Origin of the sequence: Bordetella sputigena (assembly GCF_965137885.1) — a bacterium.
GTDB classification, from domain to species: domain Bacteria; phylum Pseudomonadota; class Gammaproteobacteria; order Burkholderiales; family Burkholderiaceae_B; genus Bordetella_C; species Bordetella_C sputigena.
Window position 1 is genome coordinate 138,117 of sequence record NZ_CBCSCA010000010.1, and the last position, 23,431, is coordinate 161,547.

A 23,431-nucleotide genomic window follows, 5' to 3' on the forward strand; every position below is an offset into this window, starting at 1 on the left:
GATCAGCGATGGCAGGTGGTGCAGCTGGTCAGGCGTTCCTCGCTTTCGAAATGAAAGATGCGCCGCAGCGAAGCGACATCGTTCTCCGAAAGCGCGGGTGGATCGCGCATGACGAACACCTGGTCGAGCGGCCCCACCCTTTTGTCGGGCGCGCGGTGGCAGTCCAGGCACCACTGCATTTCCAGCGGCTGGTTGCGCACCAGCTGCGGCATTTCATCGACGCGACCATGGCAACTGACGCAGGCCACGCCCTTGGCGACGTGCACGCTATGGTCGAAATACACGAAGTCCGGCAGGTCGTAGACGCGGTTCCAACGTATGGGAATACCCGTCGCGGCACTGGCGTGCAAAGGCGCCAGCACCGGCGCATCCTTGAAAAGCACGGCGTGGCAGGTCAGGCAGATTTCCGCGGAGGGCATGCCGGCCGATGCCGACGTCTGCACGGATACATGGCAATAACGACAATCGATGCCGTCGTCGCCGACGTGGTGCTTATGGCTGAAGGGGATGGGCTGCGCCACCGATACGCCGGCCGCGACCGGGGCATTCATCTGCCACACCACGACGGCGATCGTCACCGCCAGCAGGACGCCCGTGCCTATCAGCACGAGCTTGACGCAAAGGACAGCGGCTTTGTCGAATACCTGACTCATCGGCCCGCGGGCTGGCCCGCTCCACCCAAAAAAACGCGGAAAAATCCGCGGCTGGGCAGCAAGCCTCATGCCGTGCATGAGGCGTTTTCCTTCAGCTTTCAGTCAGCATGAGAGCATGCTGGCGGACCGGCAGGCGAAGGCGCGCGTACTGCCGCGCCCCCTACTTTCAACGCAGCAATCCGCGCCGCGCCAGGTTGGCGTAAAGCTTGCGCACGCCGAAGGTCCACGGCGGAATCTCGGTGCACTTCTCCACCGTGTTGACCAGCTTGCCCAGGCCCGGCGAAGCGATGGTCACGCGATCGCCGGACTTGTGGGTGAAGCCGCTGCCCGGCGTGCCGCGATCCTGGATGGGCGAGAACATGGTGCCGAGGAACAGCATCAGGCCATCGGGATACTGGTGATGCCGGCCGTAGGTCTGCGCCACCAGTTCCAGCGGATCGCGGCTGATCTCGCGCATATGGCTCACGCCATTCAGCACAAAACCGTCGTCCCGTCCTTCGATCAGCAGCGACACGCTGTCGTCGCGTACGTCGTCGATACCGTAGTGCGCATCGAACAGCCGGATGAACGGACCGATGGCGCACGAGCCATTGTTGTCCTTGGCCTTGCCCAGCAGCAGCGCGCTGCGGCCTTCGATGTCGCGCAGGTTGACGTCGTTGCCCAGCGCCGCGCCGACGGTCTCGCCGCGGCTGTTTACCGCCAGCACGATTTCGGGCTCGGGATTGTTCCACTCCGACGCCGGCAGCAATCCGACTTCGGCGCCGAAGCCGACCGCCGACATGGGCTGGGATTTGGAGAACACTTCGGCGTCGGTGCCGATGCCGACCTCCATGTATTGCGACCAGGCGCCCTTGGCGATCAGGGTTTCCTTCAGGCGCAATGCCCCGTCCGAGCCGGGCTTGATGGCGCGCAGGTCGGTGCCCAGGGTTTCCTGCAGGGTCGCGCGCATGGCTTGCGCCGCGCCGGGGTCGCCGCCCGCGCGTTCCTCGATCAGCCGTTCCAGCAGGCTGACCGCGAAAGTGACGCCGCAGGCCTTGATCGCCTGCACGTCGCAAGGCGCCAGCAAGGTCATGGCCGAGGGGGACGCCGCGGCGTCGCCGCCGCCGTGGCGGACGCTGGCCTGCATCAGCGGGCCCACCGGTCCCAGCGACTCGCCCGGCGCGGAGCGGGCGACGTCGGCGGGATCCGGGTGGTCCAGCAGGTCGGCCATGGTCGGCACCGTGGCCGTGATATCGAAGACCAGCCCGTTGCGCACGGTGACGATGCTGGGACCATCGATAGGCCCCGGACGCCATACGCGGCCCACCAGGGTGGCTTGGGCCGCATCGCGCGGCAGATAGTCCAGGCCCTTGTCGTTCGTCATGATGTTTTTTCTCCTCCTAGCACTATGACGCCGGAAGCTTATCGGCTACGGCGGTGGCCTGTCCATGCCCGATAAATCGCCCTAGCCCAGCATATCCAGCGCGTCGTCGCGCGACTCCACCACGGTCAGGATGGAGAGGAAGCCGCTGATGTCGAAGACCTCGCGCACGTGGGGCTGGATGCCGCACAAGGCCAGCGCGCCGCTCTTCTGCTTCAGCCGCTTGGCGACCAGCAGCATGACCCGCAAGCCGGCGCTGGAAATGTAGTCGAGTCCGGACAAATCCAGCACCAGCCTGTTTTCGCCGTTGTCGATCTGTTCGAGCAATTCCGATTCGATGGCGGCGGCGTTGGCGCTATTGATCTGTCCTTGCGGCGACACCACCAGGGCGGGGCCGACTTTTTCGATTGCAAGAGTCATGGATTGCGCTTCCCGGGTAGATAATCGCGTTATCGGCGCCGCACGCCGGCATGCCGCGGGTTTTGCGGAATCATACGCGAGCAGGGGCCGCGCGGATATGCCCGCGCGGCGGGCGCGTTACCGGGCGCGCCGCGGGCCGGGCAACGCGTCGCATCACCGGCCGCGACCGCGGCATACCGCGGCCATGGTGCATACTTGCGCCTGCCTACCAACGTCGATAACGCCATGGCTACTCCTTCCGATACGCTGCGGCTTGTGCCCGGCCACGATTCCGTCGGCCCAGCCATGCAATGGCTGGAAGGAATCGCCGATCGTGAAGCCTGGCCCGCGCGCAGCCGCTTCGCATTGACGCTGGGCATGGACGAGGCCCTGACCAACGTGCTGTCGCATGCGTTCGGCACGGCGCCGTCGGCGCCGGAATCACCGGCGCCATCGTCATCCTCGCCGCCGTCGCCATCGCCTGCCGGCGCCCCCGCCGTGGTGCTCGCCTATCGCCGGCATGGCGACGAGCTGTGCGTGGAAATCGCCGACAACGGGCGCGCCTACGATCCGACGGCCTGGGCCCCCGCGCCGCTGGCCCGTACGCTGGATGAGGCGACACCCGGCGGCCAGGGTGTGCGGTTGATGCGCCATTACCTGAAAGACCTGCGTTATCGACGCGACGACGGCTGGAACCGGCTGACGCTGGTCGCGGACCACGGTTAGCGCCATGGACGGCGACGCCATCGGCTTGCGCGTACATGCCAGGGTGAATCCGGCCGCGGTGGCCCATAATCTGGGCGTGCTGCGCGCACGTCTGGGCCCGGCGCCCACGGCGCGCATCTGGGCCACCGTCAAGGCCGATGCCTACGGACATGGGCTGCACCGCGTACTGCCCGGACTGGCCGGCGCCGACGGCCTGGCCGTCAGCCAGTTGGCGGACGCGTACGCCAGCCGCGCCGCCGGCTGGAACGGGCCTATTCTGGTGCTGGGCGGACTGCTGGACGCGGTGGAGGCCCAAGGCCTGGCGCTGCCGGATCTGCACCTGACCGTGGCCCACCCGGCGCAGCTCGACTGGCTGCGCGACACGCCCGCCGGCGGCGCGCCGCCCTCGATATGGTTACGGTATATGGGCGATATCGGCTATACGGGCTTCGACGACGCCTGCTATCGCGATGCCTACGAACGTTGCTCGATGCTGGCGCGGCAGGGCCGCATCGCCGGCATCGGCCATTTGAATCACTACGGCCGCGCGGAACAGCCCGATGGCATCGCCCAGGCCGACGCACGCTTCCAGGCCTTGATACGCGGCCTGCCGGGACCGCGCAGCTGCGGCAACTCTGCCGCGCTGCTGCGTCATCCCGACGCCGCGCGAACGGCGGATTGGGTGCGCCCGGGCATCGCCCTGTACGGCGTTAGCCCCCTGCCCGCTGTCGACGGACCGGACCTGGGGCTGCGGCCCGCGATGTCGCTGCATTCGCGTATCGTCGCGATACGCGACGTCGCCGCGGGAGAACGTCTGGGATACAACGGCACCATCGTCGCGGCCGCGCCCATGCGCGTGGGCATGGTGGCCTGCGGCTATGGCGATGGATATCTCCGCCATGCGCCGGCCGGCACGCCGATGCTGGTGAATGGCCACGCCGCCGCCACACTGGGCGCGGTAACGATGGATTTGATACCGGTGGACTTGACCGGCCTGCCGCCGGTTCCCATCGGCGCGCCGGTGGTGCTATGGGGCACGCCCGGGCTGCCGGTGGAGCAAGTGGCGCGGCACATGGGGACGATTGCGGCGGAACTGCTGACCTCGCTGACGCCGCGCGTACCGGTCATACCGGTGCCGGCCGCCGAGACGGATGGCCCGGGGCCCAGGCCAGGAAGATCAGCGTCGCCGCCAGGTACACCGCGCCGGTGATGGCCAGGCTGGCGCCCATGCCCGCGGTGCCGAATAGCGCGCCCACCATCAGCGGACCCGCCATCTGCCCCAGCTTGTCGGCCGCGCGCATGACGCTGGTGGCGCCGGCCGCGCCGTACTCCTGTACGTCCGGCAGCGCCAGCATGTACGGGGATTGCGAGGCGCCGGAAAAACAGCTGGCCAGCGCCAGCAAAAGCACGGCAAGCGCCGCGGCGGGCAAGCCGCTGTCGAAATACAGGCCCAGCATGCCGGCGCTGCCGATCAGGCCGCCAAGCACGATCCAGCCTTTCTTGAATGGCGAGCGGTCGACCAGACGGCCCATCAGCGGTCCGATGTAGATGACGCAAAGCCCATAGATCATCAACACGCGACCGATGCTGGACGCCGCCACGCCGGCGGCTTCCAGGTATAGCGGCAAGGCGAAGGACAGCAGGCCGACCTGCGCGATGGAGAACGGAATGACGCTGCCCAGCAGCAGCAGGCCGAAATCGCGCGTGAACACCAGCCGCGCGGTGCGCGCGACACCCGCCGCGACGGGCCGGGCCGCGATCGGGACCGCCACGGCGCCCTGCCGCATGTACGGCCGCATCAGGACCAGTACGCCCAGCACGGGCACCATCATCATCACCGCGCTGATGCCGAACACCAGCCGGAAGCCCAGCTGTTCCATCAGCATGGCGCCCACCGCGGCGCCGGTCAGGTGCCCGGCGAACAGGCCGGCGATCACGCTGGTCATATTGCGGCCCCGGTACAAAGGACTGCTGCGCGTCACAATGAAGCCCTGCAAGCCCATCCACGCCAGGCCGTACCCCAGTCCCACCAGGCCGCGCGCGGCGGCGAACATCGGCAGATTGGCGGCGAAGGCGCAGGCCAGCATGCCGGCGAAGGAAACACCCAGTCCCAGCAGCACCGGCACCTGCCAGCCTTTCCTATCCGTGAGGCGTCCCGCCAGCAAAGCGGTCAACAGCCCGCAGCCCATCTCGACGGAAATCGGCAGCGCCAGCAGCAGGTTGCCGGGCAGCGCCAGGCCACCGGCCGGCAGGCTGCGGGCGTACAGCGGCAGGAAACCCAAGGGCATGGCCCAGGCGAACAGGAAACCGAACATCACCGGCCGCGCGATGCGGCCGATGTCGGAGGTATCGCGCAAGCCCGCCCCGTCCGCCGCATCCCGCGACGGCGCGTGGAAGCCCCGATTCAGCAGCAGCGACAGCAATAGCAGCATCTCCATCGCCGCGACCAGCGCGACCGCTACAACGGTGACCGCGTCCAGCATGCGGCTGCGTACGCCGCGCGCCAGCACGTCCTCGGATAAGCGCACCACCAGGCTGCCCCGTGCCCGCGGACCCGGCTCGCCCTGCCCCAGCGGCAGCACCAGCGTCAGGTCATCGGCGACCACGCTCGACGGCGCGTCGCCGGCCGGCAGGCTGCCGCGGCCATTGGCGCGATTGAGCGTGCGCCCGTCGGCGGCGACCAGATCGATCTCGCGGATCGCGGGGAACGTGGCGGCGAGCCGCTGGAACGGCGCTTCGATGCCGCGCAGCTTGTCCAGCTCGATGCCATAACCCAGGATACGGTCCAGATCGCGCTGCAGCCCCTCGGCAAGCACGGCGACGTTGTCACGGGTGACGTTCAGCCAGCCTTCGCGGAAGGCGTTGACGGTATAGACGGCGTAGATGCCTTGCGCCAGCACCAGCGCGACCAGCGGCACGACGAAACGCGATCGGCCGCCCGCCACCAGCGTACTCAGCGGGACGAGGTAGCGGAACACGGCGGCCAGCGCCAGACCTACGCCGGCGGTCACGGCCAGCAGTACCGCCAGGTTGTGCAACAGGACGGCACGCGCGGCGGCGCTGTCACGCGAGGCCGACACCACCAAGGCGCCGGGCGCGTTGGGGTCCGGCGTATTCGCGCCCGGCGTCGTGGCGCGCGGGCGCATTGCATCCGGCGCATCCAGGCCACCGCCCGACAAACGAATCGCCAGCATGATCCGGCCATCGGCACTGCGCATCAATGCGCCGGAGGCGCGCCGCGCCACGCCTTCGGGCAAGGGTTCACCGGGCGGCTGGAACAAGGCGCGCGCCAGCACCGAAGCGCCCGCCTGCTGGCCCACCACCGCGACGTCGCTGCCATCCGGCAGCATCACGCCAACACCGACGATGTCGTCGGCATCGCGGGTGCCATCGCCGAGCAGTTGCCGCAAGCCGAAGAACTGCCCCAGGGGCTTGCCCAGCCGCAGGCCGTTCTCGATATTGCCGGCGATCTGGCGCGCGGCGACCTCCACGCGATCGGCCGTCGTCTCGGCGATCAGCCGATTCAAGGCGGACAGGCTCAAGGCGCCGATCAAGGCCTGCGCCAGCAGCAATACCGCCAGGCAGGCCAGCGTCACTTCCAGCACAGGGCGGCGCCGCAGGCCGTCCAACATACGCTGCATGGGCTCGCGCATCAGTGATTTCCAGGGCCGGTCGCGGCCCACACAACGCGTTGAATATTATTTACACTTGTCGAGTTTTGCATCAGTTTTTTCGATGCAATCACAACCTCCACCGGCGGCTCATGTTCTCGCGTTCCCTGCGCAGCAAGATCTTCCTGTTGGTAGTCGCAATCCTGCTGGTGGTGGCGGCCTTCATCATGCTGACCAGCCGGCGCGACGTCACGCGCACGGTTTCCGCCAGCGAACAGCACGCGGTCAGCAACATCATGGATCTGATCCAGCGCGACATCGAGGCGCGCTGGTCCGCCCTGCTCGACGACAAAGTCAGCATGGTGCGCAACGGGCGGCGCCAGTTGCTGGAAACGGGCAACATCGTGGCGTCGGTGCTGGCCGGCTATGCCGACATGGCCGATCGCGGCGTCGTCACCCCGGGCGCGGCCAAGGGCATGGCGCGCGCCTGGATCAACCACCTCGGCATCGGCCAGCGCGGCTACGCCTTCATCTACGATGCGCGGGGCCAGGTGCTGGCCAGCGGCAACCCCGCCATGATCGACAGCGACCTGTCCGGCATCACGGACTTGAAGGGCCGGCCGCTGGCGAGCGCGCTCTACGACGAAAGCCACACTTCCGGCTACGGCTTCGCCATCTACCGCTGGCCCGCGAGCGCCGGGCAGGAAGCCGCGGCGCGCTACGCCTACTTCGGCTATTTCCGTCAATGGGACTGGGTGATCGCGATCAGCGATAGCGTGCAGGACGTCATCGAACAGGTCGACACCCGCCGCGAACAAATGAAGAGCGCCCTGCGCGACACCCTGTCGCGTCTGACACTGGCCCGCTCCGGATTCGTGTTCATTACCGCGGACGACGATGAAACCGTGGTGCCGCCGCCCGCGCGCGCCGCCGGCCTGCTGGATTCGCGCGACGCCCGCAGCGGCAAGAGCCTGCGCGAACTGCTGCGCGGCGTGACGGCCACGTCGGCAACCCAGGTCATTGCCTTCGATACCGGCCGCGACGCGCAGCACATCGAAGCCTTGCGCTTCAAGCCGCTGGGCTGGACGGTGGTGGCCGTAGTGCCGGAGCGCGACTTCGCCGCGCCGGCGACGGCCGTGCTGAATCGCCAGGCCATGATTTTCGCGGTGACGCTGCTGCTGGCGCTGCTGTGCGCATGGCCGGTGGCGGCGCACATCGTGCGGCCGCTGCGGAAACTGACGCGCTATGCGCGCGAACTGCCCAGGCAGGACCTGACCGCGCCGTCGGCGGTGCCGCCGCATATCGCCGACCTGCCGCGGCTGTACCACGATGAAGTGGGCCGCCTGGCCTCGTCCTTCCTGTTCATGGACAAGCGGCTGCGCGAGAACGTCGCGCGCCTGATGCAGGAAATCACCGCGCGCGAACGCTTCGAGAGCGAACTGAACATCGCGCGGGCAATCCAGCTGGGCCTGCTGCCCGTCCCGCTGCAAACCGAGATACTGGAGCGTGCCGACCTGTATGCCGTCATGCGGCCGGCCAAGGAAGTCGGCGGCGATCTTTACGATTATTTCCTGCTGCCCAACGGCAAGCTTTGCCTGGCCATCGGCGACGTCTCGGATAAAGGCGTGCCCGCGGCGCTGTTCATGGCCGTGACCCGCACCCTCATCCGCGCGACGGCGGAAGATGAAACCGATCCCGCCGCCATCATGGCACGCGTCAACAACCGCCTGGCGGAGAACAATCCCAACCTGATGTTCGTGACGCTGCTGCTGGGCGTGCTCGACCTGGATACCGGCGAGCTGCAGTGGGCGAACGCGGGCCATCCGCCGCCCGTCCTGGTCGGCGGCGATGGCGCCGTCCGCACGCTGGAAGGCCGCAGCGGCCCGGCCTGCGGCGTGCAGGAAGACCTGCCCTACCGCACCCTGACCGCGCGCCTGGACTACGGTGAGACCCTGGTCGGCTATACCGACGGCGTCACCGATGCAACCAATGCGCTGGGCGGCCGGTATGGCGTGGAGCGCATGATCAACACGCTGGCCCGTCCGGGCGCCGACGCCACCCGCCTGACCGAACGCCTGCTCGATGATATCCAGGCCTTTGCCAAGGACGTCGAGCAGACCGATGACATCACACTGATCGTGATACGCCGTCCATGATGAAACGCCTGCTCTGCCTGCTGATGCTGTGCGTACTGGCCCGGAGCGCCGGCGCCCAGGCCGCCCCGCCCGCGGCCCCTGCCGCGCCCGCCGCGCCGCCAGCGGCCGCGCCTTCGATGCAACTATTCCCGACTACGCTGAAACCGCGTCCGGACGGCCGCAAATGGCGCCTGGGCTACTTCGAAAGCGGCGACTACAGCGAATATCCGCGCACCCTGCGCGTGATCGTCGCGGGGCTCCAGCAATTGGGCTGGATGACGGTGCCGGCCATCCCGGAAGGACTGAGCGGCCATCAGATATGGCAATTCCTGGCGGATAACGCGCATAGCGACGTGCTGGAATTCGTTGCCGACGCCTGGTGGCAACCCGGCAATTTCGACGCCAGCAAGCGCCCGGCCGTCCGGCAGGCAATCCAGGATCGCATACGCCAGCGCGGCGATATCGACCTGATCATCGCCATGGGCACGCTGGCGGGCCAGGACATGGCCGCGCTGGGCGCGCCCGTGCCGACCGTGGTGGCATCGACCAGCGATGCCGTCGGCGCGCACATCGTCAAAAGCGCGCAGGACAGCGGCCTGGACAATCTGCACGCGCGCGTGCAGCCGGAGCGCTACCAGCGCCAGGTACGCCTGTTCCGCGACATCGTGCCCTTCAAAACACTGGGGCTGGTGTACGACGACAGCCCGGAAGGCCGCACCTACGCCGCGGTCGACGCCGTCGAACAGGTGGCGCGCGAACTGCACTTCACGGTGCGCGGCTGCAACGCCCGCGCCAATGGCATTCCGCAGGAGGAAGCCACCCGCAATGCCCTGGCCTGCTACCGGGAAGTGGCATCGCAGGTCGACGCGGTCTACGTCACCGTGCATCGCGGCATCACGCCGGACAGCGTGGCGGACGTGGCGCAGATTCTGCGGCAGGCCAAGGTGCCCAGCTTTTCGATGCTGGGGTCGGAGGAAGTCAAGAAAGGCATACTGATGAGCCTGGCTCAGGCGGACTATTCGTATGTCGGCCTGTTCTATGCCGAAACCATCGCGCGCATCTTCAATGGCGCGAAGCCGCGGCAACTGAACCAGATATGGATAGACCCGGCGAAGATCGCCTTGAATCTGGAGACCGCGCGCCTTATCGGCTTCGACCCGCCCGTGGATATCCTGCTGGCCGCCGATGAGGTCTACGAACGGCGCTGACCCGGCGCCATCGCTCGCCGGCGGGCCGGTTCGGGACCCCAGGCGAACCGCGCGGCGCGCCCGTCATTCGTCGCCCAGCCACAGCGCCCGCCGCGCGTAGACCGCGCGCAGTTTCTCCGCCACGCCGCCCGGCGTGCCTGTCCACAGCGCCAACAGACGGTCCGCGCCGGTCCGTCCGCTGGCCAGCACGTAATCCGCGTACATCGTCCAGTGCCGGTCCGCGTCCGGCAGGCCTTGGGCGGCGACCGCCAGCACGTCGGCGGCCAGCGCGCGCACGCGGTCGTCCGCCAGCGCCGCGCGTATCGCCATCGCGCGCATGCCGCGCAAGGCCGGCCAGCCCCAGTCCCCGACCAGGACCTCGGCCGCCTCCAGATTGCGCAATATGCCCAGCTGCAGCGCGGAGGCCGCCATCGGCGCGCGCGCGGCGACGTCCGCGCCGGCTTCTTCCACCAATTGGCGATCGGGGAACACCGCGCCGGGCGCGCGTCCTTCGATGTAGCCGGCCACGCCGACGCGGGTGTACAGGTCTTCGATACCGCCAGGCTTGCGCCAGGCCGCCAGCAGTTCTTCCAGCGGCGGCCGGCCGGCCAGCCGATAGCGGAAGCGCGCATCCAGGAAATGCGCGAACTGCGAGTACTCGAAATGGCCGCTATGCGGCCGCAGCGTCACGGGACGGCCATTGTCGGCGCGGCGTCCGGTCCACGATGGCGCTTGCAGGAAACGACCCAGCGATGGATGGCCGTCCAGATAGACGCTGACCACCGACTTGTATTCGCCGTCCTCGGCCAGCGGCAGGCCGCGGCTGACCGTATCGGGCGCGAACATCCAGCGGAAATACTCCCCCAGATCGGCGAAAGGCCGTTCCGGCAGCTGCTGCAGGCGGTGATCGCCGGCGAACCGCGCGTGGCGGAACATCCGGTCCCATAGCATCAGCCGGTTTTCCTTCAGGCCCGTCACGCGCCCATCCTGCAGCGGGCTGTTGGCGAACAGCGCGATAAAGGCCGGCGCCAGGGCCAGCATCACGTTCAATGCACGCGCCGCCTCTTCTATCGGGACCGCGGTGCAAGGACCGTTCTGCGCCTTGGCATCGATGCCCGCGCGATGCAGCCAGCCTCTATGCCCGACCAGTTCGGCGTAGATGGCGCGCGGCACGCGGATGCGCAGATAGTCGTGCATATCCAGCGTAGCGGCCGGGTGTTCGGCGGCATTCAGCACCGCGGCATCTTCTTCGGCCAGCGCGTCGCGTACGTCGGCCAGCTCGGTGCGCACCGCCGCGGCCAGCCGGTCGAGGCCGCCGGGGCCGCCCGCCACTGGCGCGAAGGCCGTCTCCAGCAGGTTGTAGCCGTTGTCGAAGCCGCTTTCCCCCAGCGGGCCGGTGACGCCGATGGCGCGGCCGCCGTGCAGGGTCAGGTGGATGTCCTCGCCGCGCGCCCGCTTGAGCCGGGCCAGGGTTTCGGGGTAGCGTTCGGCCGCGTGGCTGGCGCCGCTGCCGCGGCGGACCACCACCATTTCCATTTCCAGGCCCAGCCTGGCGCCCTCCGATTCCCGCATATGCTCCACTCCCCGCCGCATTCGATCGAAGAACCGCCCTTGCCGGCGGGCCCGCTTCCGGGTGACGCGGAGGCCGCTCGCCATTGGGCGGCGTTCCACCGATCGGAAGGAGCGCCTCGCCAACAGGCGGCCTTTTACTGATAATACGGGCTGAGCAGCCTGTCCATAACCTGAATAAATACGGGCGACAAGCCCGAAGGTCGGCCATCCGCCATGTCCCTGCGATCGCTCCTGCGCCTGCCCCACGTCCATACCAACCGCCGGCCGCCCGACCTGATGTATGCCGTCAACGACCGGCCTCCGGTGGGCACGCTGCTGGGCCTGGCGGCGCAGCATACCGCCACCGCCCTGGCCTTCGTGGCCTATGTACTGGCCACCGCGCACATCGCCAACCTGTCGCAGCAAGCCACGCAAAGCCTGGTCACCGCCACCGTGCTGGGCATGGCCATCGCCACCATCCTGCAAGCCTACGGCGGCAAGCTGGGCGCGGGAGCGCTGATCATCCACCTGCCCGACCCCATCGTCATGATCGCCGCGGCGTCCGTGATCGCGGTACAGGGCGGCGGCGTGCTGGCGGCGATCGGCCTCGCCAACGGCGTCGCGGGTCTGCTGGTGGGCCAGGCGATTCCCCGGCTGCGGGCCTTCTTTCCGCCCACGATCGCCGGGGTGGTGGTCTGCGTCACCGGGATTTCGCTGATCGAGCCGGCCTTCCGGCATGCGACCGGATTCGCCCCGGCGAATGCGATCAGCGGCTCGCGCCTGATGATAGACGGCCTGGATATCCTGATCAGCGGCACCACGCTGGTGGTCATCGTGGCCTTGTCGGTATGGGGATCGCGACGCACCAAGCTGTTCGCCCTGCTGGCGGGGCTGATCGCGGGCATCGTGCTGACCGGCGTGCTGGGCCGCCTGACCGGCGGCGAGCTGCTGGCCGAGGCCCCTTTCTTCGGCCTGCCCAACGTGCCGGCCCCGGACCTGCACCTGGAACCGGCCGTGCTGGTAGCCGTGGTCCTGCTGGCCATCATGGTGCAGCTCGATACCCTGGGTACGGTGGTGCTAATGAGCAAGATGGACGATGCCGACTGGCGCCGTCCCGATATGCGACGCGTCAGCGGCGGCATACGCGCGGGCTCGATCTCCAACATCCTGGCGGGATTCATGGGCGGCCTGCCCAGCGGCACTTCGTCGGCCAATATCGCGCTGTGCCATATCAGCCGGTCCACCACGCGCTACGCGGGATTGGTCGCGGGCGGACTGCTGGCGCTGGTGGCCTTCCTGCCCAAGTCGACCGTGGCCTTGACGCTGATTCCCACGCCGGTGGTGGGCGCGGTGGAAACCTATGCGGCCGCCTACCTGATCGTTTCCGGCATCGAGCTGATCGCCTCGCGCGCCATGGATGCGCGCGGCACCTTCATGGTCGGCCTGTCCATGGTCGCCGGCGTGGGCACCATCCTGCTGCCCGATGTGGCGGAACAGGCGCCGGCTTCGCTGCGCATCCTGGCCGAAAGCGGCGTGGTGGTCGCCGGCGTGGTCGCCATACTGCTGAACCTGCTGTTCCGCCTCGGCGTGTCGCAGCGCGCCGAAAAGAAACTATCGCCCTTGCCTGAAGACGCCAGCGGCGCCCCATTGGACCTGGGCACGGCCATCGTCGACTTCGTCGAGGCATCCGGCGCGCGCTGGGGCGCGCGGCGCGACGCGGTGCAGCGCGCCGCGGAAGCCGCGCTGGAGGCCGCGGAGGCCGTCATGGCGGCCGGCGGCAACCGCACGGTGACCGCGATCCGCGGCAGTTTCGACGAATACAACCTCGATGTGGAGCTTATCTACACCGGTGACCCCCTGCAGTTGGGAGCCGCCGCGCCGGTGTCGCCTTCCCTGCTGGAGACCAGCGACGAAGAATTCCAGGCCGAACTGGAGCGCACGCTGCGCGGTGTATCCACCGTGCTGCTGCGGCGCCTGGCGGACCGCCTGACCACCGGCAAACGCGATGGCCGGGCGTTCCTGCGCCTGCATTTCGACCACTAGGGCTGGCCGTCCACCGCGGGTATGTCCTCCAGCGGCGGCATCCAGTCGATGCGGCGCTTGGCCCAGATCTGCCGCCTGGGGCGGCCCAGTTCATTGCGCTGGTCCAGGGCGCCCAGGCGCAGGGAATAGCTGGTGGGGTTCTCGACGGCGCTCGAATAGACCGGCGATCCGCAGTTTTCGCAAAAGGCATGCACGCGCCGGGCGCCGCTGTCCGCCGTCTTGATATAGCGGCGCGGCTCGCCCTGGACGATGCGGAAGTGCTCGGCGGGCGCCGGAATATTCACGCGAAAGATCCCGCCGCTCAAACGCTGGCAGTCGTTGCAATGACAGATCGCGACGGCGGCCGGATCGACTTCCGCTTCATACCTGATGGCGCCGCAATGGCACTGGCCCTGGACTTTCATTGACTGGTCTCCTGTTCGCCTGGTTTCCATGCGCCTGTCCATCGGCGCCTGGAACATCATAGACGCCCGCCGTCGGCGGGTACACCGGCGCCCCTGCGCGGCGGGTCCGGCAGGCCCATTTGATCCTTGCCCGTTCGCCACCGATAATCGGCCAGGCAGCCCGGCCGCCCGACTGGCGGACATGATGGCCGCGGATTCAAGAACGAACAGGAGACACCGATGATCAAGCTATTGCGCCGCGCGGCGCGCCGCTCCCGGCAGGGTTCGGGCGTGTTCGTCCTGGCCATCGCGGCCGCGCTCGCCGCGGTACCGCCGCCCGCCTCCGCCGCCGACAGCTATCCCAGCCAACCCATACGCCTGATCGTGCCTTTTTCGCCGGGCGGCGCGGTCGATGTGTACGCACGCATCATCGCGCCCGCGCTGGGCAAGGAGCTCGGCCAGAGCATCGTCGTGGACAACCGCCCCGGCGCCAGCGGAATCATAGGCACGGAAGCGGTGGCACGCGCCCCAGCCGATGGCTATACCCTGCTGGTGGGAAATATCGCAACCTTCGCGATCAACCCGGTGATCTACAAGAACAACCCGTTCGATCCGCTGAAGCAGCTCGCCCCCATCACCAAGACCGTAGTCGTCAATTACGTGCTGGTGGTCAATCCCGCCAAGGTGCCGGCCCGCACCGCCGCCGATCTGATCAGTTATGCCAAGGCCCACCCGGGCAGCTTGAGTTATGGTTCGTCGGGCACCGGCAGCATGCAGCAGATGGCCGCCGCGCTGTTCGAGGCGCGCACGCAGACCAAGATGCTGCACGTCCCCTACAAGGGCACGGGCGCCCTGCTCGGCGACCTGGTGGCCGGCCACGTCGACATGATCTTCGCCGACCAGGGCACGATGATGCAGCAGGTAAAGGCCGGCAAACTGGCGGTGCTGGGCGTGGGCGGCCTGCGCCGGGTGCCCGAGTATCCCGACATCCCCACCCTCGCCGAAGCCGCCAATCTGCCCGGCTTCGAAGTCGTCGCGTGGCAAGGCCTGGCCGGTCCCGCCAAATTGCCGGCCGACGTCATCGACCGCCTGAACCGCGCCATCAACAAGGTACAGGCGGACAAGGACGTCCGCGCCAGACTGCTGGAAGCCGGCCTGGTGCCCGACGCCGGCACACCCGAGGAGTTTCGTCGCTACATCGCCGCCGAACTGCGGAAATGGGGCAAGGTCGCCAGCGACCTGGGCATCAAGGCGGATTGAAGGGAACGCGGGATGACGATAGAAAACATCGACTGCCACGTATTTCGCGCGCCCATCGCCGCGCCGGTACGCGCCGCGGTGGGCAGCTTCAGCAACCGGCCGGCGGTGTTCCTGCGCGTCAGCGCCAGCGACGGCGCCTGGGGCTGGGGCGAGGTCTTCTGCAATTTTCCGCCGGTCGGCGCGGAGCATCGCGCGCGGCTGACCCGTGACATGGTCGCGCCCATGCTGATCGGAATGCCCAGCGACGATCCCGCCGGAGTCTGGCGGAACCTGAGCGACCGGCTGCGCCGCGTCGCGATCCAGGCGGGCGAACCGGGCCCGTTCGCGCAGATCGCCGGCGCCGTGGACCAGGCCTTGTGGGACATGCGCGCGCGTCGCGCCGGCCAGGCGCTGTGGCGCACGCTGGCTGCCGTGGCGGGCGCGGCCGGCGACGCCGCCGACGGGCGGGTGCTGCCCTACGCCAGCGGCATCGGGCCGGACAAAGTCGCCGGCACCGCGCTCGCCAAGCAGGCCGAAGGCTATACGGCGTTCAAGTTCAAGGTGGGGTTCGAAGCGGCCCGCGACCTGGCGAACTTCCGCGAGATCCGCGACGCCCTGGGTCCCGCCGCGCGCATCATGGTGGACGCCAATCAGGCCTGGGCTCCCGATGTCGCCGCGGATCGCGTCGCGGCGCTCGAATCCTTCGGGCCGTACTGGGTAGAGGAGCCCATGGCCGCCGACGAGTCCCTGGCCGACTGGCGCCGCCTGGCGCGCGGCACCCCGCTGGCCTTGGCCGCGGGCGAAAACATCCGCGGCCAGGCGGACTTCGAGGCGGCCATCGATAACGGCCACTTGCGCTTCATCCAGCCTGACGTGGGTAAGTGGGGCGGGATTACAGGCTGCATGGCGGTGGCGCGTTATGCGCGGATTGCCGGCTTGACCTTCTGCCCGCACTGGCTGGGCGGCGGCATCGGCCTGGCCGCCTCCATGCATTTGCGCGCCGCATTGGGCCCCGAGGGCATGGTGGAAGTCGACGCCAATCCCAACCCGCTGCGCGAAGCCGTATGGACCTTATCGCAAGCCGCGAACAAGGACGGCTGGATCACCTTGCCGGACGCGCCCGGAATCGGCATCGATCCCGACCTGGCCGCGCTCGACCGGTATCGCGTCGCGTACTGAAGCGTAGCCGATCAGACGGGCTGCATTGCCGCGCCTATGCCCGCCCTCACTTGCGCCGACCTATCCCAGATATTCGGCACATGGGCGGACGAGTACCCCGAGACGAAGGGCTTGACGGCGCCGGATACCGGGTCGAACACGCTGCGGCGCACCGCCCCTATGTTGCCGCCATACATGTGGACGCTGATCGACACCCGATCGGCATGCGCATTGCGCACCTGGTGGATATCGCCCTCGACGGGCGACAGGGCTTCGACCGTGCCGGGGGTGAGACGCACCGGCTCCGCGACCGCCGCGTATCCCGCGCCGGCACGCGCCTTTTCATAGCGCTGGCTGATCTCTTCGCCGCGCAGCATGCCGACGTAGCCCCATACCGTGTGGTCATGCACGGGTGTCGCCTGGCCGGGGCCCCAGACGAAACTCACGATACAGAAACGCTCCAGCGGATCGCAATGCAGCAGATACTGCTGGTAATGCTCGGGATGCGGGACCGCACAGTCGGCGGGCAGCCAGTCATCGTGGCTGACCAGATCGCGAAACGCCGCCAGCAGCTCGTCTCCCGGCATGCCGTCGGCGCCGCGCGCGTCCGCCAGTCGCGTCGCCGTCGCGATGAACGCCCGCAATCTGTCGATACCCATAGTCATGCCTGCCTCCTAGTCATCATCATGTTGATCCCGCCGACGGCGGCGCGGCGCCGGCCACGATGCCGCGCCGCCAAAAGCGTTCAGCCGCGCGAAAAGGTCCCTCAGGACCGGGTCGCGCCAGACCGGGTCGCGCCAGACCGGGTCGCGCCAGGCCGGGTCCCTCCAGACCGGGTCGCGCCACGCATGGTAGCAGCCGCGGCGCCGCCTTCGCGGCCGCTTTCCACCGGATACAGTTCCTGCACGATCGCCAGGAATTCGCGCAGGAGCCGCGTGTCCGGACGTGCCTTGGGCGTGGCCAGCACCAGCCGGTTGCGGATGGCGGGCGGCCCGATCTGCGCGGTCTGCAGACGCAGGCGGTTACCGCCATGCAGCAGCATGCTGGCCGGTGCCGCCGTATAGCCCAGGCCTTCGCTGACGAGTTTCAGCAGTGTCAGGACGACCCCGGCCTCGGCGACGATATTCAATTCGATACCCCGCGCGGCCAGCGCGGAATCGACCTGCGAACGCATCGCATTGGACCGGCCCGGCAGCACCATGGGATAAGAGGCCAACGCGGCCAGCGAAACGCGTTTGGGCAGCGCCGGCGCGCTGGCCGGCCCGACCAGCAGGAAGCTCTCGCGCGTCAGGGTCCGGTAGGACAGTTGCGGCGACGGCGGCGGATCGTACAGCAGCGCGACATCCAGCCGGCCCTGGATCAACAGCTCGCGCAAATGCAGGCTCAGCCCCTCCGAAATCGACACGATGGCGCGCGGCAGGCGCTGCCGCATCTTCGCCACCATGGGCGCGGCCATCGACAGCGCCACCTGGGAGGGCAGCCCCACGGCGAGCCGGCCCGACGGATTGCCATGCAGATCGCGCAATTCGTCACGCGCCTTGCGCGCGGAAGACAGCATCGCGCGTGCATGAGTGAGCAGCGCCGCGCCGGCCTCCGTCGGGGTTGCGCCCCGGCCGGTACGCACCAGCAAGCGCTGTCCCAGGTCTGCTTCCAGCAGCGCGATCTGGTGGCTCAGCGTGGATTGCACGAGATTCAGGGCAATGGCCGCGCGCGTAAAGCTTTTGGCGTCGGCCACGGCGACGAAATAGCCCAGCTGCCGCAGATCCATGGGGCACGTCCTTGGAGATGGTCCGCGCGGTGACTTCGGCGCAATCCGCCATGGGGACCGTTATCGCGATCAAGCATAGCTGATATCGATGGACGGCCTGCCCGGCCCGGTGAAGCCGGCGACATAATCCCCGGCGAAAAGAGCCCGGCCGCAGGTACGGGCACAACGAGAGGAGCCCACCCATGCGTTTGCTATTGGCCGCGCTGTCGGCGCTGTGCGCGGTTTCCGCCGCGTCCGCCGCCGGCGCCGATACCTACCCCGATCACCCCATCACCATCGTCGTCCCCTATACGGCGGGCGGCGGCGTGGACACCGTCACGCGGATACTGGCGCCGCTGCTGTCCCAACGCCTGGGCCAGCCCGTGCTGATCGAGAACCGCGCCGGGGTATCCGGCATGGTGGGCTCGCAGATGGTGGCCCGCGCCAAGCCCGACGGCTATACGCTGCTGGCGGGCAACACCACCACCAATGTGTCCAACCTGTTCGTCTACAAGCAACTGCCCTACGACCCGCGCAAGGACTTCACGCCCATCGTCATGGTCGACCGCGGGCCCTGCGTGCTGGTGGTGCCGCCCGACAGCAAGTTCAACTCGGTGCAGGACATCATCAAGGAGCTGAAGTCGCAGCCGCCCGATACGCTGAACTACGGCACCAGCGGCAACGGCAGCTTCCACCACATGTCGGCCGCGCTGTTCATGAGCATGACGCATACGCACATGCGGCAGATTGCCTACAAAGGCAGCCCGAATGTCATGACGGACCTGATGGGCAAGCGCCTGGACATGGCCTTCGAGGTCATCCCCGTGGCCGAACCGCTGATCAAGGCCGGCCGGCTGAAGGCGCTGGCCGTGACCAGCAAAACGGAAATGGCCGCCCTGCCCGGCGTGCGGCCGGTCGCCGATCTCGGCTTGCCGGGCTTCGAAATGGTGGCCTGGAAAGGCATTTTCGCGCCCGCCGGGACGCCGGCGCCCATCGCCGACAAGCTCGGCCGCGAGCTCTCGGCCATCGTCCGCATGCCCGACGTGCGGAAGCGGCTGGAAGCGCTGGGCGTGATCGCCGACGGACGCCGCAACGAAGAATTCGGCAAGGTCGTACAAGCGGATATCGCCTACTGGGGACCGATACTGCGCGATGCCGGCGTGGTTCCGGAGTAATCATGAAAATCACCGCACTCGAGTTGAAAGTCGTCAGCGTCCCGCTGCCCGCGCCTATCCCCAGCGCCCGCATCGTCATCAAGACGGCGGATTGCGTGCTGGTCACGCTGCGCACCGACGAAGGCGCCACCGGCGAAGGCATGGTGTTCACGCTGAACGGACATCGCCTGTCCGTACTGCATGAAACCCTGCGCAGCCTGGAACCGCTGGTCATCGGCCTGGATCCGGCCATGAGCGCCGCCTTCTGGCAGCGCGCGTGGGCGGATATCGCCTTCCTGGGCCATCGCGGCGCCACCGTGGTCGGCATGTCGGGCATCGACATGGCGCTATGGGACTTGCGCGGCAAGCAGGCCGGCCTGAACGTCAGCCGCCTGATCGGCGCCTGCCGCGACACCTTGCCCATCTATCGCAGCGGCGGCCTGCGCCTGTCGTCGTCCATCGACCAGCTGCAGGCCGAGGCCGCCGGCTTCGTCAAGGCGGGCTACCGCGCCATGAAGATGTCGCTGGGCAAGCCGCGCATGCCGGAGGACGTCGATCGCGTACGCGCGGTGCGCCAGGCCATCGGCCCCGACATACGCCTGATGGCGGACTGCAATCAGCAGTTCACGGCCGACCGCGCGATCCGTCTCGGGCGCCGCCTGGAAGAATTCGAACTGGGCTGGATCGAGGAGCCCGTTCCTTATCACGACCATGCCGGCGAAGCAGCCGTCGCCGCGGCGCTGGACACCCCCATCGCCAGCGGCGAAAGCGAATACGCGCGCTTCGGCATGCTGGACATGCTGCAACGCAAATCGGCCGATATCCTGATGCCCGACCTGCAACGCATGGGCGGCCCCACCGAATTCCTGAAGGTCGCGCATGTGGCGGAAGTCTTCAATACGCCGATTTCCCCCCACCTCTTCACCGAAATGAGCCTGTCGCTGGCCGCCGCCTTGCCCAATGCGCTGATCGTCGAGCACATGCCATGGTTCGCGCCCTTGTATGACGCGGCCATCGAGCTGGATGCGGACGGCAATGTCAAGGTGCCCACCGCGCCAGGCTGGGGGTACGCCTTCGATCCACGGGCGGTGGCGCGGTTTGCCGCGGGAAACCCGGCGTGAGTTCACGGAGCCGACGTAACAATGGACGGCCGCTCGCCGGTTATTTTGTAACCGCGGCCTGTCCGTACTAACCATTACATCGGGATGAATGCCGCCCGGTCTTCCCAGTGGGGGGACCGGCAGCCGGCCGCAGCCTATAACCCTGTGGAATAGCTTCAGTCCCTGAAGGACTTTGACGCTATGGGTTGCCGGGACTACCTTGCGTACCGTCTAGTGACCGCTAGCGGCTTCCAAGGGGAATCATGAAACGTCCTGCACTGTCCGTCCTGGCCATCGCCCTGCTCGCCCTGGGCGCCACCGCCAACAGCCCGGCGCGCGCCGACGATAGGCCCGAACTGCGCATCAGCTCGGGCGCCGCCGACAACGCTACCCTGGACCCGCACCGCGCGACCTCCACGGTGGACAAGGGCGTGGCGTCGGAGATGTTCGACGCGCTGGTGCAGTTCCCGGCCGGCAGCGCCGATCCCAAGGCGCTGGAGCCCGACCTGGCCACCAGTTGGGAATCGTCGCCCGACAGCAAGACCTGGACGTTCCATCTGCGCAAGGGCGTGCAGTTCCACGGCGGCTACGGCGAACTGAAAGCCGAGGACGTGGTGTACTCGCTGCAACGCGCCGCCGATCCCAAGCGCTCCAGCTTCGCGTCCACCTTCGACGTGCTCGACAAAGTGGAAGCGGTGGACGACTACACCGTGCGCATCACGCTGAAATACCCGGATGCCGCCTTCCTGGGCCGCGTGTCGAACTATCACGGCGGCAATATCGTCAGCAAAAAAGCCGCCGAAAAACTGGGCGACAAGTTCGGCGCCGGCCCCATCGGCACCGGGCCCTATGCCTTCGCGGAGCACGTCACCCAGCAGTACGTGAAGCTGGTCGCCAACGACGCCTATTTCCGCGGCAAACCCAAGATCGGCGCCATCATCTACCGCATGATTCCTTCGGACAGCGCCCGCGAACTGGCGTTCACGTCCGGCGAGATCGACATCATGCAGGGCAAGCGCGAACAGCGCTGGGTGGAGCGTTCGCAAAAGCGCGGCATGAAGGTCGACATCTTCGATCCCGCCGAATTCCGCACGCTGCACATCAACCGCACCATCAAGCCGCTGGACAACCTGAAAGTGCGGCAAGCGATCGCCGCCGCGGTGAACGTCGACGAGATCGTGCGCTACGCCGGCAAGGACGTCGCGGACAAGGGCTGTTCGGTGGTGCCTAACGGCTATCTGGGCGAGGATTGCAGCGCCGGCGCCTACACCTATGACGTCGCCAAGGCCAAGCAGCTGCTGGCCGAGGCCGGCTTTCCCAACGGCATCGAGATCAAGTCCGTGGTGTCGAACATTTCGGCGCAGCAGCCCATCATGGAGATCGTCCAGGCCCAGCTGGCCAAGGCCGGCATCAAGCTGGACATGGAGGTGGTGGACCATGCCACCTACCAGGCCAAGAGCCGCAAGGACCAGAGCGCGCTGGTGTTCTACGGCGCGGCGCGCTTTCCCAACGCGGACGCCTATCTGAGCGAGTTCTACGATTCTTCGGCCGCCATCGGCGCGCCCGCCGCGCAGTCGAACTTCTCCCACTGTTCCGTGGCCGACGCCGATATTCGCGCCGCGCGCCAGGAGCCCGACGCCAGGAAGCAGCTGGCGCTGTGGAAGGACGCGCAGGTCAAGATCCATGACGACGTCTGCGCGATTCCGCTGTTCGGGCTGAAGCAGGTCTGGGCCCACGGCAATGGCGTGGGTTACGGCTACGCCCTGAAGGGAGCGCTGAACCTGCAGCCCCCGGTCACCGAGGCCACGACGGTCAAGCGCTAAGCCGGTCGGTCAGGCACGGCCGGTCAGGCACGGCCGGTTAGGCACGGCCGGTTAGGCACGGCCGGTCAGGCACGACCGGTCGGGCGCGCCTGGCTAAGCGCGACCGAGATTCTGCGCAGATCGCGCGGAATCTCGGCCGCGACCTCGCGGGCTGCCTCGACGAAAGCGTCGACCAGTCGCGCGTTGCGTGATGCCTGCATCGTACAGAGCTGGTAGTGGAACATCACTTCCGGTTCGAAACGCCTTAACACCAGACGATTTTGAAACCCATCGGCAAACAGCGGATGAAACAAGGACACACCCAGGCCAGCCGCCACGAACTCGCAGGCCGTCGGCGCGGTATTCGCGTCGAGCACGACGTTCACGCGCGCGCCCGCCTTATCGAACGCGCTGCGCACCAGTTGATGGGTCTGGCTGTCCGCGCCGAAAGCGATAAAAGGCAGGCCGTCCAGATCGCGCGGCCGGATCACGCGTTTGCGCGTCAGTTCATGGTTCACCGGCAAGGCGCACATCAGCGGATGCTGGAACAAGGGCTCGCGATCGATATAGGGATTGTCGACGCGGCTGCCGACCAGGGCCACATCGATCTGCCGGGTCGCCAGCCAATCCGCCAGGAACTGCGAGCCGCGTGTCTGGATGTTGACGCGCACGTCCGGATGACGGCGCAGGAAGTTCATGGTCACGCGCCGGATCGAGGAGCCCGACAGCGCCGGCAGCACACCGACGAACAGCGTGCGCTGCTCATCGCGGCGGATGGAGTCCACCGCCTGTTCGACCTGCCGCAAGCCGGTGAAGATGCGGTCGATCTCTTCGTACAGCCGCATGCCGTGCAGGGTCGCCGCCAGCTTGCCGCGCACGCGGTCGAACAGGTGCAGCCCCGTCTCGGCTTCCAGATGCGCCAGCAGTTTGCTTACCGCCGGCTGCGACACGCCCAGTACGATCGCCGCCTGGCTCACGGTGCCGTGCTCGATGACCGCCTTGAACGCCTCGATCTGCCGCAAATTCAGCGTCTGCGCCATTTCCGCTCTCCCATAACCTGTAAGAAATCCACGCTGGGATTTCTAGTTGCAGGTTATAGCTTAACCGGCGTGCCGCCGCTCCAGCCATGGGCGACGGCTGGGACGTCTCCAGGCCTGCCGCACCGATACACGCCACCGCCGCCACAAGCGCGCTACGCCCACGG

General features: G+C 67.8%; 19 protein-coding genes. 10 read left to right on the forward strand and 9 right to left on the reverse strand.

The genetic code is table 11. From position 1 onward, the window contains the following. Window positions 1–2: 2 nt before the first annotated feature. The 3 genes from ACNA0R_RS19485 to ACNA0R_RS19495 all read right to left on the reverse strand — a co-directional run bounded on the left by ACNA0R_RS19485 (window position 3) and on the right by ACNA0R_RS19495 (window position 2,433). The gene (locus ACNA0R_RS19485) at window positions 3–653 is read right to left on the reverse strand and encodes a cytochrome c3 family protein (protein ID WP_415827703.1); all 651 of its coding nucleotides are present in this window, start codon (window positions 651–653) and stop codon (window positions 3–5) included. Window positions 654–819: 166 nt separating this feature from the next. After that, on the reverse strand, window positions 820–2,016 hold the full coding sequence (locus ACNA0R_RS19490) for a fumarylacetoacetate hydrolase family protein (RefSeq protein WP_415827704.1): 1,197 nt from the start codon (window positions 2,014–2,016) through the stop codon (window positions 820–822). Window positions 2,017–2,097: 81 nt separating this feature from the next. After that, on the reverse strand, window positions 2,098–2,433 hold the full coding sequence (locus tag ACNA0R_RS19495; RefSeq protein WP_415827706.1) for an STAS domain-containing protein: 336 nt from the start codon (window positions 2,431–2,433) through the stop codon (window positions 2,098–2,100). Between the two features lie 225 nt (window positions 2,434–2,658). Between ACNA0R_RS19495 and ACNA0R_RS19500 the strand changes: the two genes are divergently transcribed. Together ACNA0R_RS19500 and alr are read left to right on the forward strand one after the other, a co-directional pair. Next, complete coding sequence (locus ACNA0R_RS19500; RefSeq protein WP_415827707.1) at window positions 2,659–3,138, forward strand: ATP-binding protein; 480 nt, start codon at window positions 2,659–2,661, stop codon at window positions 3,136–3,138. A gap of 4 nt (window positions 3,139–3,142) precedes the next feature. Then, the gene (gene alr / locus ACNA0R_RS19505; protein ID WP_415827708.1) at window positions 3,143–4,327 is read left to right on the forward strand and encodes an alanine racemase; all 1,185 of its coding nucleotides are present in this window, start codon (window positions 3,143–3,145) and stop codon (window positions 4,325–4,327) included. Here the strand turns inward: alr and ACNA0R_RS19510 are convergent. Next, a complete protein-coding gene (locus ACNA0R_RS19510; RefSeq protein WP_415827709.1) occupies window positions 4,242–6,758 on the reverse strand; it encodes an MFS transporter in 2,517 nt (838 codons plus the stop codon). The two genes, alr and ACNA0R_RS19510, sit on opposite strands and share 86 nt — an antisense overlap. Window positions 6,759–6,880: 122 nt before the next feature. Here ACNA0R_RS19510 and ACNA0R_RS19515 point away from each other — a divergent pair, with 122 nt between their 5' ends. Then, a complete protein-coding gene (locus ACNA0R_RS19515; RefSeq protein WP_415827710.1) occupies window positions 6,881–8,884 on the forward strand; it encodes a SpoIIE family protein phosphatase in 2,004 nt (667 codons plus the stop codon). Next, window positions 8,884–10,071 carry an ABC transporter substrate-binding protein gene (locus ACNA0R_RS19520; RefSeq protein ID WP_415827781.1) on the forward strand — a complete coding sequence of 396 codons (1,188 nt, stop codon included), beginning with the start codon at window positions 8,884–8,886 and terminating at the stop codon, window positions 10,069–10,071. Before ACNA0R_RS19515 ends, ACNA0R_RS19520 begins: the two co-directional genes overlap by 1 nt. A 63-nt stretch (window positions 10,072–10,134) precedes the next feature. Here ACNA0R_RS19520 and ACNA0R_RS19525 read toward each other — a convergent pair whose 3' ends face one another. Beyond that, window positions 10,135–11,622 carry a glutamate-cysteine ligase family protein gene (locus tag ACNA0R_RS19525; protein ID WP_415827711.1) on the reverse strand — a complete coding sequence of 496 codons (1,488 nt, stop codon included), beginning with the start codon at window positions 11,620–11,622 and terminating at the stop codon, window positions 10,135–10,137. A gap of 213 nt (window positions 11,623–11,835) precedes the next feature. Here ACNA0R_RS19525 and ACNA0R_RS19530 point away from each other — a divergent pair, with 213 nt between their 5' ends. Further along, window positions 11,836–13,644, forward strand: coding sequence for a uracil-xanthine permease family protein (locus tag ACNA0R_RS19530; protein ID WP_415827712.1), 1,809 nt, complete (start codon window positions 11,836–11,838; stop codon window positions 13,642–13,644). Here the strand turns inward: ACNA0R_RS19530 and ACNA0R_RS19535 are convergent. Beyond that, on the reverse strand, window positions 13,641–14,048 hold the full coding sequence (locus ACNA0R_RS19535) for a GFA family protein (RefSeq protein ID WP_415827713.1): 408 nt from the start codon (window positions 14,046–14,048) through the stop codon (window positions 13,641–13,643). The two genes, ACNA0R_RS19530 and ACNA0R_RS19535, sit on opposite strands and share 4 nt — an antisense overlap. A gap of 219 nt (window positions 14,049–14,267) precedes the next feature. On the opposite strand from ACNA0R_RS19535, the gene ACNA0R_RS19540 reads away from it, so the two are divergent. After that, complete coding sequence (locus ACNA0R_RS19540) at window positions 14,268–15,287, forward strand: Bug family tripartite tricarboxylate transporter substrate binding protein (RefSeq protein ID WP_415827714.1); 1,020 nt, start codon at window positions 14,268–14,270, stop codon at window positions 15,285–15,287. 12 nt (window positions 15,288–15,299) lie between these two features. Beyond that, the gene (locus ACNA0R_RS19545; protein ID WP_415827715.1) at window positions 15,300–16,445 is read left to right on the forward strand and encodes a mandelate racemase/muconate lactonizing enzyme family protein; all 1,146 of its coding nucleotides are present in this window, start codon (window positions 15,300–15,302) and stop codon (window positions 16,443–16,445) included. A gap of 11 nt (window positions 16,446–16,456) precedes the next feature. Here ACNA0R_RS19545 and ACNA0R_RS19550 read toward each other — a convergent pair whose 3' ends face one another. Both ACNA0R_RS19550 and ACNA0R_RS19555 read right to left on the reverse strand, forming a co-directional pair. Continuing rightward, window positions 16,457–17,089, reverse strand: a complete 633-nt coding sequence (locus ACNA0R_RS19550) for a cysteine dioxygenase family protein (RefSeq protein ID WP_415827716.1) — start codon at window positions 17,087–17,089, stop codon at window positions 16,457–16,459. Window positions 17,090–17,190: 101 nt separating this feature from the next. Continuing rightward, a complete protein-coding gene (locus tag ACNA0R_RS19555; RefSeq protein ID WP_415827717.1) occupies window positions 17,191–18,192 on the reverse strand; it encodes a LysR family transcriptional regulator in 1,002 nt (333 codons plus the stop codon). 182 nt (window positions 18,193–18,374) lie between these two features. Here ACNA0R_RS19555 and ACNA0R_RS19560 point away from each other — a divergent pair, with 182 nt between their 5' ends. From ACNA0R_RS19560 to ACNA0R_RS19570, 3 genes are all read left to right on the forward strand, one after another. Then, the gene (locus tag ACNA0R_RS19560) at window positions 18,375–19,346 is read left to right on the forward strand and encodes a Bug family tripartite tricarboxylate transporter substrate binding protein (protein ID WP_415827718.1); all 972 of its coding nucleotides are present in this window, start codon (window positions 18,375–18,377) and stop codon (window positions 19,344–19,346) included. 2 nt (window positions 19,347–19,348) lie between these two features. Next, on the forward strand, window positions 19,349–20,446 hold the full coding sequence (locus tag ACNA0R_RS19565; protein ID WP_415827719.1) for a mandelate racemase/muconate lactonizing enzyme family protein: 1,098 nt from the start codon (window positions 19,349–19,351) through the stop codon (window positions 20,444–20,446). Window positions 20,447–20,688: 242 nt separating this feature from the next. Continuing rightward, a complete protein-coding gene (locus ACNA0R_RS19570; protein WP_415827720.1) occupies window positions 20,689–22,248 on the forward strand; it encodes an ABC transporter substrate-binding protein in 1,560 nt (519 codons plus the stop codon). A gap of 65 nt (window positions 22,249–22,313) precedes the next feature. On the opposite strand, the gene ACNA0R_RS19575 is transcribed toward ACNA0R_RS19570, so the two are convergent. Continuing rightward, window positions 22,314–23,267 (reverse strand): LysR substrate-binding domain-containing protein, encoded by a 954-nt coding sequence (locus tag ACNA0R_RS19575; protein ID WP_415827721.1) that lies wholly within the window; start codon window positions 23,265–23,267, stop codon window positions 22,314–22,316. Between the last annotated feature and the right edge of the window lie 164 nt (window positions 23,268–23,431).